5 protein-coding genes are annotated in these 15,409 nt (G+C 42.1%); all 5 read left to right on the plus strand.

What is annotated here, in order from left to right; genetic code table 11:
• Positions 1 to 44 precede the first annotated feature (44 nt).
• The 5 genes from NSS67_RS06160 to NSS67_RS06180 all read left to right on the plus strand — a co-directional run bounded on the left by NSS67_RS06160 (position 45) and on the right by NSS67_RS06180 (position 15,375).
• Positions 45 to 2,783: a cellulase N-terminal Ig-like domain-containing protein gene (locus tag NSS67_RS06160; protein WP_339318750.1), complete on the plus strand. Its 2,739-nt coding sequence runs from the start codon at positions 45 to 47 to the stop codon at positions 2,781 to 2,783.
• Between the two features lie 191 nt (positions 2,784 to 2,974).
• Positions 2,975 to 4,606, plus strand: coding sequence for a histidine kinase (locus tag NSS67_RS06165; RefSeq protein ID WP_339318751.1), 1,632 nt, complete (start codon positions 2,975 to 2,977; stop codon positions 4,604 to 4,606).
• Positions 4,606 to 6,048 carry a response regulator gene (locus NSS67_RS06170; protein WP_339318752.1) on the plus strand — a complete coding sequence of 481 codons (1,443 nt, stop codon included), beginning with the start codon at positions 4,606 to 4,608 and terminating at the stop codon, positions 6,046 to 6,048. The genes NSS67_RS06165 and NSS67_RS06170 overlap by 1 nt, the downstream gene beginning before the upstream one ends.
• 117 nt (positions 6,049 to 6,165) lie before the next feature.
• On the plus strand, positions 6,166 to 8,451 hold the full coding sequence (locus NSS67_RS06175; protein ID WP_339318753.1) for a glycoside hydrolase family 95 protein: 2,286 nt from the start codon (positions 6,166 to 6,168) through the stop codon (positions 8,449 to 8,451).
• A gap of 21 nt (positions 8,452 to 8,472) precedes the next feature.
• Complete coding sequence (locus tag NSS67_RS06180) at positions 8,473 to 15,375, plus strand: S-layer homology domain-containing protein (protein ID WP_339318754.1); 6,903 nt, start codon at positions 8,473 to 8,475, stop codon at positions 15,373 to 15,375.
• Positions 15,376 to 15,409: the final 34 nt, after the last annotated feature.

Genomic DNA, 15,409 nt, shown 5'->3' on the forward strand with positions numbered 1-15,409 from the left:
ACTATTTTGATAGCGTTTACAAAGAAGGTGGAGAGTGGGACTTTATGATAACAATGAATATCTGGGATGATGGTTGTTTTATAGAGGGTGAATGGTTCCGTTCAAAGATTAGAGGACATCAGGAACAAGATACGATTTATTCGACCGAGGTAGGAGATCGACTTTGGTTTTCACCTACTATTGAACTAGCAGGCTGGTATAAGCTTTCAGTCTATCATTTGGAAGTAAACGGCAAGCAGCAGTATGAAATTTATCATCAAGGGCGACTTAGTGATGCAACAAGCGAACCAGTTAAAGGAGCTGAAGGCTGGATAGGGCTCGGTGAATTTTATTTTGCTGGTGACGGTACGGAATGTATTGTATTTGTAGTTGGGGAGGAATGTGTACGGGGTACATCTATTAGGCTAGAGCCTATTGCGAGCAGTAGTTATGGGCAACTTCATAGTGGTCATAAAGTTGTTAATTTCCCCATTGGAGGAATAGCGGTACAAAGATATTTTGATATTCCAGGTATTATTTTAGATGAAAGTACTTCGACCTATCGAGAAGAAGGAGAGTGGCAACAAGGAGATCTAGCAAGCTATGACAAGAAGCATCTGGCCAGAGTAGCCAAGAAGGTCGATGCGGTTGCTAGTTGGTCTGTGACAGTGCAGGATGATGGTAATTACTCAGTTTATTGCTGGATGCCTTATGGAAATGAAGTAGGGGCGAGGGTGAAGTATACGATTCGCACGATGAATGGAGTTTGGATGGTTGAGCTGGAGCAGGAAAAGCATCAACGCGGTGGCTGGGTTAAATTGTCCACTGTTCAGGCAACAGGAGATACGGCAATTTCGATTAGTATGCAAACCTTGGAAGAAGGAGAAGCTTATGCAGCTGCAATGAAACTTGCAGTTACAGATGTAGATGCGGATGCTCCAATGAATATGCTTGGCGGTGCGGATACGCAAACCGTTGCTATTTTAGTTAATCAAGCGGGCTATGATACAGGAAGGCCGAAACGAGCAACAGTTGTAAATACGCCTGATGGAACGCGATTTGAAATAAAAGAAGAACTTTCAAAAAAAATGGTGTTCAGAGGACAGGTTATTAATCAGATTGCTGACTTTTCTGAGTTGAACCCAGAGCAGATGACTAGATATGTAATTGAAGCCAATGGAGTCATATCCTATTCATTTACAATAGCGAATAATTGGCTACAGTATGTATCGGTTCCTCCTGCTGTTGCATTTATGAACCATGCCCGCAATGACGTCTGGTTACCGGGATTGACCAGTATTGCTTGGCGAGATAGTCATCAATTCTCTTTTGAATTAGGCTCTATGGTATGGATGTATATGTCGAATCCTTCCTTATACGAAGCGATGCCGTGTCAAATCTATCAATTGAAGCAGACGATGTTTGAATCCTTCAGGATTCAAAATGAGCCTGATTTAATATGGCTAATCAAATTTGGGGCAGAGCGTTACTATGATATTAAAGCCAATCAGGGAATGGAGCTGCATCCCTTAATTAAAGAACAGCTTGCATTCTACGTTTATTTATATCCATTCATTAAGCAGTATGTTTCTGAAGCCGATTATATCAGATTGAGGGATTTCACTATAAATGAATGGGGATTAAACAGCTCGCATGAAATGCTAAAGTGGTATGATATTCCCGGTGAAAATTATAATTTATTTGAGGTACAGACTGCTGTTGGCGGTATTAAAGGTTCGTTTCCGCCGGGTCATTCCATCTTGCCAAATTTGCTTATGTACGAGGTTGTTAAACGGGATCAATTGGGCGGAGAAGATGCATATTTCCGAGCAGCTTATCAAAATTGTGAATATATCTTAGAACATATAGATATTTCTAGTCCGTTCTATTCAAAAGGACAGCGAATGAGCGAGCATATTATCATGGAAGGTTTAGCTTATTTTGCAGAGTGTTATCCGAAGGAAGCTCCTGAAAATTTACAGGCTGAAATTAGGCGCTGGGCTGAAGCAATGATAGCTCGCTCTAATAATTTATGGGATATGCGCATGGCATCAGCCGTTACTGCTGGAGACGAGGCGGATAATTGGACAGGGGCTGCATTCGCTCAGTCAATCGATCCTGAGCTCACAGCATTAATGAATGAACCAGGCAGTGAGGCAGGTATTCAAGCAGCAATGTTTGCCGCTGCGCGGGTTATTCGGGAACCAGCTATTGTGCAAAGATTGAAAGAAATTGGCGTAGCAGGGATTGACCATATGTTTGGTCGTAATCCATATGGCAGGATGTACTTTTATGATGCCATTCGTGACATTAAAGGTGCTCATGCTGGATGGTTTGCAAAGCATGAGGTTGCAGGGAATGGAAGACTTGGGGAGGTGCTGGGTAGAATTGATGCTTCCCCGAAGGAAGCAGCCTATCCTTTTAATCCCAAAGCCGATCCTGGTTATGTAGAGGGCTGGGTTGCATTTAATACAGCTTGGAATAGCTCAATCGCGTACAGTGCCGGAGAGATGATCGCTATTACAGTAAACCCACAGCGTGCACGTTGCGGTGATCAAGTGACTGTTCGCTTAAAAGCGCCTATTTATATAGATAATAATAGGGTGGAAAATGCTAGAATCATAGTAACTATTCATACGATTACAGGCAGTATTAAAGAAGAGTTGACGCTTCTTGAGGAAGGAAAAGATCGTTCATATTTTACTAACGATTACACTATTCCACATGGGACAAGTCGAATGGAATTTTCATATGGCTATGGCTTGTTCGAGAAAGCGGTAATAGTACACGTTATAGATCATTGAGCGGCGAGGAGAGGGAGAGAATGAAACGGATTACACAATTATGGCCGTCAAAATTAAAGAATCGCATTTTCATTACGTTTCTGTTCATTATTTTTATTCCCTTCTCGATATTTCAAATATATAACTATAATCAAATTGAGAATGCTATAGGTCGCAAAATAAGTCAACAAAACGTTGCGCAGCTTCAGTTAATGAAAGAGATGTTTAATGTCATTCGTTGGTCTGCGCAAAGCTCAATTTACAAATTAGAGGCGGATGAAGCATTTTTAAAAGCATTGCATACAACGGATGAAATGTCGCAGGTTGATGGGGAAAAAAATATACAAGAGAAGCTTGCGGCTTTAAAAAGTGCCTATCTGCCAGACAGCGTGTTTACTCACTATACAGTAGTGACATCGAGGAATAATATTTATCACTCCTTTACTTCAAAGTTAGATGCCGAAAAGACAAAGGAGTTGATTGGGAATTTTAACGAAGCCATACCAGAAGCTGGAGATGTAATGTTGTGGCAATTGCAAGCGCACTCCGATCTCTATCCCGAGGTCTTTATTGGAAATAGTGTATTGTCTTTGTACTCACAGAAAAAAATGGAGAGTGGAGAAAACATCCGTATACGTGCAAGCATAGATCTTGAACAATGGTTATCGAGCACAGCGAATAGTATGCAAATTATACATAATTATTATTTTTTAGATAGTAAAGGGGAATATATCGCTCAAAACCTATCTGGCCCACGGATAGATGATGAAACGATTCCCAAACTATTGGAGTATGGAAAAAGTTCACCAGAAGTCTATGTAAGCGATAAAACAGGAGCATATATCTTGAATGCCATATATGTGCCAACCATTCAAGGCTATATTGTGGGTCAGTTTCCTTTAGAATATTTTATTGGGGACATTAATGAAATTAAGCATCAGGCCTTCCTGTCGCTGCTTCTGCTCTTTTTCCTTTTTGCTGCAATCTCTTTTTTAATGCTATCTGGATTGACTAGACCACTGCAATTGTTAGAGCTCAAAATGAAAGAGTCGGCAGAAAAACGGCTAAATATTAAATTGCCTGAGAAGCGTTATCGTGGGGAAATTCTTTCATTTATTCGTAGTTTTAACGATATGATAGACAATATTAATCAGTTAATTGGGAAAGTGAAGCAGGAAGAACGACAGAAGGAAGCTAATCGATTTCATATGCTATTGACGCAGATGAATCCTCATTTTCTATTCAATTCTTTAAATACAATTAAGTGGAATGCTAGTAATTTTGGTGATGAGACGACAGCGGAGATGTGCCGTGCTTTAGGTAGAATTCTAGAAAATAGTATGAATACAGAGACGGATCTTGTTTTTTTGAAGGATGAGCTTGAGCTGTTGAAAGCATTTGTCTATATTCAAACGATTCGTTACGATCACCGGTTTGACGTTCTTTATGAAATTGCTTCTGATGTTGAGTACTCTCTTGTACCAAAATTCAGTTTACAGCCTCTAGTTGAGAATGCGATATTGCATGGTTTGGTTCATCGGAAGCAAGATGGACAAATAAAAGTCAGTGTATTCGAGCATAAAAGATATTTAATATTGGAAGTAATGGATAATGGTATTGGTATAGATAAGAAGCAAGCAGACTTGATGACGACAAAACGTAAAGGTATCGCTCTTAATAATTTGAAAGAACGTTTGGCTTTATTATATAGAGTAGAAGGCACATTAGATATCGTTCCGCAAAGTGAAGGAACACTTGTACGAATTAAAATTCCATTACTCATTTCTGTTCCATATGTACAAGATGGTTCTTCTAAAGAAATGGATGATCGGAGGAAAATATAATGTGGAATATTTTACTTGTTGAAGATGAGCCTTTTGTACGTCGCTCTGTTCGTCAGTCCATTCCATGGGAACAATTAGGATTCCAAGTTATTGCTGAGGCAGAAGACGGCTATGAGGCATGGGATTATATGCAAGCTCAGCCGATTGATCTTGTGATTTCAGATATAGTGATGCCATTTATGGATGGGGTAGCGTTACTGAAGCAAGCGAAGGAGCATGGTCATTCTGCACATTTTATTATGCTGACGTGTCTAAATGAGTTTGAGATGGCGAGACAGGCTATTCAACATGGAGCGGTCGGTTATATTTTGAAGTTGTCGATGGAACGCGAAGAATTGGAAAGTAATTTATTTAAAGTTAGAAAGCTGTTGTCCGAAAAAAGAAGACAGCATTTGTTGTATTTATTAACGGTATATTATAAGGATTTATGGTCGCAATTATTGGGCAAGAGGGAAGAAGCGGAACAGCATTTGGATGAAGAGATTGTGGCGCAGATACCTGCCTATGTTCGCATCTATGCTAGACCGGCTGGCTGCGAGCCATTAACCATACAACAGGTTGAAGCGCTATACGATCCGGCTGATTACGATTTTTTATATGTTCAGCAATTTAAAGTCTGGGGTTATCAGTTTGTTTTTGTCTGGCAGGACAAGGAGCTGGAACGACAGCAATCACTTGCTATGAATGATAGCGAACCTGTATTAGTGACAGCTTTGGTTGCTAAAGAGAAGTTATTGGAGCAGTGGGAACAGATATTGCATCAGTTGAATCAATATTGGTACCGGTCGACAAACATTTCACAATCAGAAGCAGGGCCACGTTGGACATTTTCATGGAAAGAAGAAAGACAGGTATTGAAACTTATGGAAGCGATGGAATGGGAGGAAGGGAAGGCTTTGCTGTGCTCCATTTGGACGAGAATGGCTGCTGAACGGAAGCAAGCGGTACTGGTGAAGGAAACAGCAGCTCGGCTTGATAAAGCATTTGCCCGAATGACGGAGAAGGAAGAAACTGAAACTAAACAATGGGAACAAGCCTCTAGTCACGAAGAGATATTGGAGATTATTATCCGAAGAGTTGATTATTATGCCAAATATCAAGTGAAGCATGTTGTGAGTGATCATCCAGAGATTAGTCGGATTATTGATTACGTGTTTAGTCATTTGAATCAAGAGCTCACCTTGAAAGGAATGGCCCAATATGTAAGCATGAATGAACAATATTTGAGCGGTTTATTTAAAAAAGAGACAGGGGAGTCCTTCATAACTTATGTGCAGCGTCTTCGTATTGAGCAAGCTCAGTTTTATTTAAGAGAGACGGAGCAAAGCATTTCAGATATTTGCCAACGTGTTGGATTTGCTCATAAAAATTATTTTCTGAAATTATTTCGCGAACAAACCAGTTATTCGCCATCTGAATATCGGTTGGAGCATAGAAGATGAAATTTGTTACCTATAATGCAGAATTCTCTTCCTTATTAACTAATATATGAAGCCCTATACTATTGAAGTAGATCTATTAGTATAGCAGCTAAAATGTAGAAATGGAGTGAGGAGCTGATGACTGCTACCCGTTCGAAATGGCGTCTTTGGTATAACCAACCTGCTGAGGATTGGAATGAAGCGTTGCCTGTAGGTAATGGTAAAGTGGGTGCAATGGTTTTTGGAGGAATTGGCGAGGAACGTCTTGCACTTAACGAAGATTCCTTATGGTCGGGCAAGCCTCATGATGATGGTAATACAGGAGTGTTGCAATCACTTGAGGAAGTGCGGGGGTTGTTGTTTGCAGGGAAATATGCTGAAGCACATGCATTAGCAGAGCAGAGAATGGTTACTCCGAATAACCCGCATTATGGTAACTATCATCCGCTGGGAGATATGTATATTCAGCTTGAATTGCCAGACAGCGAGGTATCAGATTATTGCCGAGAGCTGGATTTAAATGAAGCAGTCTGTCGCACTTCTTATCGAATTGACGGCGTGCAATATACACGCGAGGTTATTAGTAGCTTTCCAGATCAGGTACTTGTTGTTCGATTAGAAGCGAGTCATCCTGTTTTGAAGGGTAGTGTGCAGCTTAACCGTGAGCGTGGGGTAGTTGTAAATGCTGCCGAGCCACAAGGACTGATCATGCAGGGTATAGCAGATTTAGAAGGTGTTGGTTTTGCCGCTACGATTGAAGTGCAGACAGAGCATGGGAGCTGCTATACAGCTAATGATTTGGTGGTCTTTGAAGAATGTCAGGCTGTGACCATTTATTTAAGTGCCAGCACGACATATCGCCATGCGGAACCACAACAAGTGAATGAACAGGTTTTGCAGCGGGTCTTACAGCAGCAATGGAAGGATTTGAAACAAACTCATATAGCTGACTACCAGAAGCTATTTAATCGTATGGAGCTGGATTTAGGGGCAGATCAGTACCCAAGCTTGCCGACAGATGAGAGGCTTACCCTTGTTAAGGAAGGAAAAGATGACGTTTACTTAACAGCTCTATATGTACAGTATGGACGTTATCTGCTTATTGCCAGCTCACGTCCAGGTACATTGCCTGCCAACCTGCAGGGGATCTGGAACGAGAGCTACACTCCGCCATGGTTCTCTGATTATACGATTAATATTAATACACAGATGAATTATTGGCATGCGGAGACTTGTAATTTATCTGAGCTGCAGGAGCCATTATTTGATTTGCTTGATGCGTTGATCGAGCCAGGGCGTGAGACAGCGAGAAGCCGATACGACTGTGCGGGAATTGCATTGAGCACGAGGACTAACCCTTGGTTTAATACTTCACTACGTGCAACCTCATCATTATTGTGGCAGGATGGAGCAGCTTGGCTAAGCAGACATTACTGGGAGCATTATTTGTTCACAGGTAATAGACAGCTGCTTGAGCAACGAGGTTATCCGTTTATGAAAGAAGCAGCACTATTTTATATCGATTTCATGGTAGAGCATCCGAAGTATGGCTGGCTTGTATCGGGACCAGCAACATCACCAGAAAATCGTTTTCGAGCGCCTGATGGAACAATCACAGCGCTGGATATGAGTCCAACGATGACCGTGCAGATTATAGATGATTTATTTGATAATTGTATTCGGGCAAGTGAAGAGCTTGGTCTGGATGTAGATTTTAGAGAGCTGTTGCGGCAAAAGCGTGCGAAGCTGCCACCGATGCAGATTGGTAAGCATGGGCAGCTACAGGAATGGCTAGAGGATCATGAAGAAATAGAGCTAGGCCATCGCCATGTATCTCATTTGTTTGGATTGTTCCCGGGACATAGTATTTCAGAGGAGAAACCTGAGCTGCTTCATGCTGTGAAGATTGCGCTTGATCGCAGGTTGCAGTATGGCGGTGGTCATACAGGCTGGAGCTGTGCTTGGATCATTAATTTATGGGCGCATCTAGGAGATGGCGATAAAGCAAAGAGCTTTATGGATATGATTTTGACAAAATCAACTTATAATAACCTATTTGACACCCATCCTCCTTTTCAAATTGATGGCAACTTTGGTGCTGCGGCTGGTGTTATAGAGATGCTCGTGCAGAGTGATGAAAAGGGGATTAGGCTGTTACCAGCCTTGCCTACTGCATGGTCAACTGGCAGCATACAAGGTGTGCGTGCTCGTGGCGGCTTTGAACTGTCAATGCAATGGGCAAGTGGGAAATTAAGCAGTCTTGTTATTACTTCCCAGCTCGGCAACCGTTGTAGTATTCAGTACCCATTCCAAACATATGATGCGCGGGTATTTTGTGACGAAGTGCAGGTAGCGGCTGAATTAAATGAGGGTTGCATTTCCTTTGATACAGAGGGAGGCAAAACCTATACGCTTAAACTCTAAAGATAAAAAGCCTAACAGATCATGATTGATCGATTGGGCTTTTTTTTAAGAAACTTTGAATTCATTGATTATGTAACGGCGGTCGTTCGTGGAATTAATTGTAAGCGCTTGATTTATCGAATCGTAAGTGTATCTTATTATGGAGGGATTATGATGAAAGTAGTGCGATTAGTTTTTAAAATAATGCTTGCCACAGCCATTGTGATTTCAGGGGTATTCAGTAGTGTGATTCCAAATGTTATTTTTGCAAGCGCTACCAATAAAGATGAGATCATCATCGACTTTGGAGATAAGGGCTATTCGGAGATAGGGGCATGGTCAACATCTTCCCTCAAAGGGTACAACGGATCATCGACGCGATCTGCCGGTGCTTCCGCGGGCCCATCCGCTGAGTGGAGACCTACGATCACGGCCACTGTAAGCTATGATGTGTATATTTATAAAGTGGTTGAAGTGAATTCAGACCCTAAGATCCAAATAAACATTTCCTATAATGGCGGGGAAGATACTCAATCCCTGAATTATACCGAGGGGACATCGGGTTGGGTGTTTCTGGGCAACTATCCCTTTGCTGCAGGAGACGATGGATTTGTTAAGCTCACAGGAAAGACGTATGGAAAATACGCCCGAGCAGATGCAGTGAAGTTTGTCGAGAGTGATAATGGCACTCGACCGAATACAGCAATGTTGGAAGCAACGATTCTTACAGCACAAACAAAGGTGGATGCAGCTGTAGCTGGCGGTGCACCAGGACAATATCCGCAAGCAGCCATTGATTCATTGAAAGCGGCGATAGCCAAAGCAGCAGAATTTGAAAACATAACAATAGCCCAGTTGGAGCTGGATGCAGCCATAGTGGCATTTGATACAGCTAAAATTCAAGCCATAGAGATCGTCATCGACTATGGAGATGAAGGTTACACTGAATCGGGAGATTGGTTGGCTTCAGGCATCAAAGGCCACAATGATACATCAAGTAGATATATTGGCGCTTCCTACACGCCACCTTATGTTGAGTGGAGGCCTACGATTACACACCAGGGAAATTATGATGTGTATATTTACAAGATTATTGCTGCAGGGAGCGACCCCGAAACTAAAATAGAGATTACTAGCACCACAGGAACGACACCTCAAACGTTAGATTATACCGTAGGAAGCTCAGGTTGGACATTCTTGGGTAGTTATTCCTTTGACGAAGGCAATGAGGGAGCTATTAAGCTGTTGCCACCTACTAGTGGAAAGTACGCAAGAGCGGATGCTGTAATGTTTGTGAAGAAAGAGGCTGGAACAATAGCTAATACGTTGCTTCTCGAAGAAGCGATTAATGCAGCGCAGGCGAAAGTGAATGGTGCAGCGGTGGGTGATAATTTAGGACAATATCCGCAAGCAGCCATTAACACACTGAGAGCGGCGATAGACAAAGCCATTATAGATCGAAACAACACATGGTTAAACCAATTAGAAGTGGATTCAGCTACAACTTCATTAAATGATGCGGTTCTAATATTTGAAGGGGCCATAAATTCACCAGCGGAATTCATCATCGATTATGGAGTTGAAGGCTATACGGAAACAGGCGAATGGAGGGACTCCGATTTAAAAGGATATAGTGGGTCATTATCCAGAACTGCTGGCGCTTCCTCTACTGCTGAGTGGAAACCTAATATCACAAAGCGTGGGAAATACGATGTATATCTCTACAAAGTTGTTGCAGAAGGGAATGATCCTACAGCAAAAATAGAAATTACGAGTATTGAAGGCACGTCAAATCAAACCCTGGATTATACGGCTGGAACTTCAGAGTGGGTATTCCTTGGTAATTACTCATTTGAGTCAAGAAGTAACGGGGCAGTCAAGCTATTAGAACCTAGTATTGGAAGGAACGCAAATGCTGATGCCGTGAAGTTTGTACAGACAGAAGCAGGAGCTGCGCCAAACAAAGTAGGCCTTGAAGCATTGATTAGTAAAGCGCAAGCTAGATTGGAGGGAGTGGTAGCTGGTAATGCTCCCGGACAGTATCCCCAAGCAGCCATTGACGCACTGAAGGCAGCGATCAATAAAGCGATAGCAGATAAAAATGAAGTTAACTTAAACCAAATCGAGTTGGATAAAGCAATAGCAGCACTCACTCATGCGTTAGTCATATTTAAAGAAGCAGCAATTCCAGGCGTTAATGATGAGATCATTATCGACTATGGAGATGATGGTTACAAAGAGTCTTCTATTTCAACAGGTGCCAAATGGTCCTCTACAACTTCATATAAAGGCTACAACAATTCAAGTACGAGAACCGCTGCAGGCTCCACAAGTCCAAAAGCGCAGTGGACACCAGAGATCAAAGGCACAGTCAGATATGATGTATATATTTATAAAGTCGTTTCAATAGATGGCAATCCCAAAGCTAAAGTAAAAGTGATGTTCAAGGGAGGCTCCGATACTCAGACACTGGATTATACTGCAGGCAGCCCAGAGTGGGTACTATTGGGCAACTATTTATTTGAGGAAAACAGTTTAGGATATGTAAAGCTATCGGGTGCTTCCGGCACATACACAAGAGCAGATGCAGTGAAATTTGTGAGGAATGATCGAGAGATTCCACTTCCTGAATTAGAAGCCGCAAGCTTGGAGGCGAAAATGGCGGAGGCAACTGCCTTGCTGTCTGGTACTGTGGAAGGGACTTCAACCGGACAATATGCATCAGGTTCGAAGGTGAGGCTGCAAGAGGAAATTGCTAGTGCCGCTTTCCTATTAAGTAGTGGGTATGCAACAGCAGAACTGATCCATTCCATAATTGCTGATTTGAACGTGGGCATGGCTTTATTTAGATCAGCGTTGAATGCTCAAATTAGAGGATCAGTGTATACCATTCCGAATCCCAATGTGGATTCAATTCCTATAAACCCTGTCCTGATCAGACAGTCAGACTTAAAAAACACGTTAACAAGATATTTATTCAATGCAGCCGATTATGCACTCTATTCCCCGCCACAAGGTGAAGTCTCCTTTGGAACAGAAGCACACTGGAAAGAATTCAAATTCCCTAATCGACTGCCCGAAAACAAACAAACCGTAGCAGCGGATGAATACTATCAGTATAACGGTGAAACGCCAAGAGGCATGACCAAAATAAAGATCTACAAGTATGCAGGAGTATCAGTAGATGATAGTGCAGTTGTTACGATCTATCATAATGGCAAGACCGATACACGTACGCTTGATATGAATACAGATCAAGACGGTTGGTATGAGCTTGGTGATTATTTCTTCAGTGGAACAGGCGATGAGTATGTAAGAATTACTAGAGGATCAACGGATAACAGCAAACCTACAGTCACATTAGCTGTCTCTTATGAGGTCATGCGCGATCGAACGTATAGAGATCAGAACGAAGCAGAACGAACGGCTGTATACTCCATTGGTTACAGTGAAATAGGCAATTGGCAGAATTCTTCATTAGTATCAGATAATGAGTACGCTGTACCGAAAACAACCACAGAGAAAGATGCTTCTGCGGTATACAATCCTGGTGCGTTGACTGCCGGCGAATATGAAGTGTTTACTTATATTCCAGCTCGAACGCAGACAGGCGATAACAGCGTTAAGATTGAAATATTCCATGACGCTAAGATTGAAACGATCGTCTTCAATCAAACGAACATTCAAAGTGGGTGGTATCCACTGGGTGAGTTTGTCTTTACTGGAGAGGGCAACGAGTTTGTGAAGATGACTAAGCTATCAGATGGCGGCGAAACAATCGCTTCGAGCATAAAGTTTACTATGAAACATCTAAATGGTGTTTCCATTAACAGTACGATTATCACAACCAATTCTGGCGACACAATAGTTGACTCACCTAATATTTCCATGACCGATAAAGTCAGATCGGCCCTGGTTACACCCGGATTATTCCCACATGACTACAGAAAAATGATTGATTTTTATAAGGATGCTCCGTATGGAAAGTATTATATCCGCAGAGCTGCATTTACAGATGATTTGACATGGAATCCAGTGATATTGGAACCAGGAGAGTATAAGATCAGCTATTTTATTCCGGCTAATACTGCGTTGATGCCTGACTGCTATATAGATCTCTACCACAATGGAAAGAAGGATACGATATTTATCCCTCAAGACAGTCTGGTGAATGATTCTTGGCATGATATCGGAACCTTTGATTTTGCAGCAGGTACTGCAGATGAATATTTTGGGCTTTCTTATGGGAAGCACAATGATGGGGACAAAAATTTGAAATATTTTTCCGCATTTAAGTTTGAAAAGGTATCTCCTAACAACGCAATCATCAAGGAATCTATTGCTACCAGTGCTAAATATTTCGATGAACAGCGTGTGGATGATGTAAGCGATGATGAAACGTCACAAGTTGTTAATGCCATGGCAAAGGACCACTACTTGGATGGTTTCATATCCGATTACAAGCTCTTACCGGATCAACTGATGACACGCTCCGAGTTTGTGGCTGTATTGACCAGATTGCTTAATCTCTCGGAAGATCCGGCTTCGGCATTGTACGCGGATACGACTGATGATAATGTGCCTTTTAAGGGAAATATCGGAGCAGCCCAAGCGGCTGGACTGTTGTATGGAGTTGATGCACAAGGTGGCTCTCTGGGGGTAAATCAGCCGGTGGACCGTACGTTTGCTGCCATCGTTCTATCCAATGTTATCGACTATACGGGGAAATACTTGAATGTAGATAATTTCTTTGCGAGTAATCCAGCTGCTTACTTGCAGGAGAATATCAGCGATGATAACTTGCTCCATACGTATGCTTTGCAAGATGCCTTTGCTCGATTGCTAAGATTAGGGGTTGTGTCGAAGAATGCGGATAACGCGATCCAGCCAAATCAACAGCTCACAAGAGCGGATGCCATTGTGATGCTGAACGAATTTGACACACAATTATTGTCAGCTGGACCTGATCTGAGATTTGATTGGCATATGGCGTTCTTTGATGAATTTAATGATTCTAGTCTAGATTGGAGCAAATGGACTTCGGATAATGCGATCAGATTCCCCGGTGTATCCGGAAGATGGGCTGAAGGTATCGAAGTCAAAGACGGAGTCCTTAAGCTCAAAAATGAAGTGAATAATCGGGTAGGCGTGCCGTATTCATCAGCATCTGTTACATCCAACTATATGCAAAGGTACGGCTACTACGAGGCACGTTATGGCTACCCGAATGCTTATGGACAGCATACCTCCTACTGGACGAAAAATGGGAATGGCACAGACTATAACTGGAATGAAGGTACTGGGCAGGATGAAGTTTCAATGAACATTTACTTCTTGCCAGGTCAGCCGGCGCCAGAGATTGGTTTAACGAATACAAGAGAGTATTTATTCTCGACAGATGATAATAACATGAAAGAATTGCATGTATTTGGTGGCTATATGGAACAACCAGGCTTTTATATGGCTTATGATAAAGAGATACCTTATCGAATTGATGACGTTACACCTTATGTCTCAACAGGACTGCCTGATGTTCCTTTCCCTAATATTTTGAGCACAGTCGTGACTAGCTTTGACGGGAAATTGGATCTTAACGTAGTTGATGGGACGGAAGCCCGATTCGACTGGGTGAGAAACTATTTGAAGACAGCCAGCAGTGATCCAGACTCGGAATACCCAACGTATCAACCGATCTTGATCCCTGAGGACAGTGTGATGGGCGAAGGTTCCAACCAATCGAAGGAGTTCATTCTGAGATTCAACAAGCAGATGAACAGAGAGAGCTTAATACCGGAGAAGGTTGTCGTCACAAAGGCAGACGGTGGGGATGTTCCAACTTACATGATCACTCAAATTAGTCCTCTAAGATTTAAATTATCTTTTAATGAAGCGCTTGAAGGTAATTCTGATTATGTGGTTAATGCTACAACTGGTGTTAAGGATATCTTGGGCAATAGCTTGGCAGCTGACCAACAGGTTACTTTCCATACCGGGGAACTGCCAGTAGATCAAATGGAACCTACATGGCCAACTGCTGCCAAGTTATCAGCTTCAAATGTTTCAAAGAATAGTCTTACGGTTTCTTGGACCGAAGCAATGGATGATACTTTGGTAACAAGTTACAAGATTTATAAGAATGGCAGTGAACTAGTAACTTTAGATGGTAAATCAACTAAATTTGACGTCAAAGGATTAGCAGTTAATAGTCCTTATACGTTCAAAGTGGAAGCTGGTGATGCGACAGGAAATTGGAGTTCCAATGGTCCGAATGTACATGTGACTACTGAAGCAGACTCTTCCGGTGGCGGTTCGATACCTGTCCCAACATCTGCCTCAATACCTACGGCTACACCAAAACCAGATGATAGCAATAAACCGGTTAAACCAACTGAACCTAAGTCTCCACAAGCTGAACTAACGGATATTGCTGAGCACTGGGCTAAGGCATTGATCGAGAAATCAGTTGAACTGGGTTTTGTTAATGGCTATGAAGATGGAACTTTCAAGCCGAATCGTAAGGTAACACGCGGTGAGTTCGCGACCATGATAGCAAGAGCTTTAAACATGAATCTTGATAATTCTGAGTCTAGCTTTATGGATGCAGACGAAACGCCAGCATGGGCGAAACCATATATTCAAGCAATTAAAAAAGTTGGTTTCATATCAGGCTATGAAGATGGCACATTCCGAGCGAATAAGGAAATGACGCGATCAGAATTAGTCACCATCATTGTTCGAGCACTAGGACTTGAAGTTGACCCTAACGTAAAACTTGATTTTAAGGATGCAGAACAAGTTCCGGTATGGGCAAGACCATATGTAGCAACTGCTGTAAAAGCTGGTTTGATTAAGGGATATGGTGATGGCAAATTTAATCCTAATAGAGCCTCAACTAGGGCAGAAGCAATTACTTTAGTTATTGCTATGTTGAACGCAATGGAATAGTTTAACTCAGGATTAGTCAATAAGCTTTCTTGCA

This window comes from Paenibacillus sp. FSL R10-2734, assembly GCF_037963865.1.
Classification (GTDB): Bacteria; Bacillota; Bacilli; order Paenibacillales; family Paenibacillaceae; genus Paenibacillus_AQ.

Excerpts from the sequence above, each read along its gene's own strand:
- NSS67_RS06160 (WP_339318750.1), top strand. The coding sequence starts at position 45 with ATGATAACAATGAATATCTGGGATGATGGTTGTTTTATAGAGGGTGAA.
- NSS67_RS06165 (WP_339318751.1), top strand. The coding sequence starts at position 2,975 with ATGAAAGAGATGTTTAATGTCATTCGTTGGTCTGCGCAAAGCTCAATT.
- NSS67_RS06170 (WP_339318752.1), top strand. The coding sequence starts at position 4,606 with ATGTGGAATATTTTACTTGTTGAAGATGAGCCTTTTGTACGTCGCTCT.
- NSS67_RS06175 (WP_339318753.1), top strand. The coding sequence starts at position 6,166 with ATGACTGCTACCCGTTCGAAATGGCGTCTTTGGTATAACCAACCTGCT.
- NSS67_RS06180 (WP_339318754.1), top strand. The coding sequence starts at position 8,473 with ATGATTGATCGATTGGGCTTTTTTTTAAGAAACTTTGAATTCATTGAT.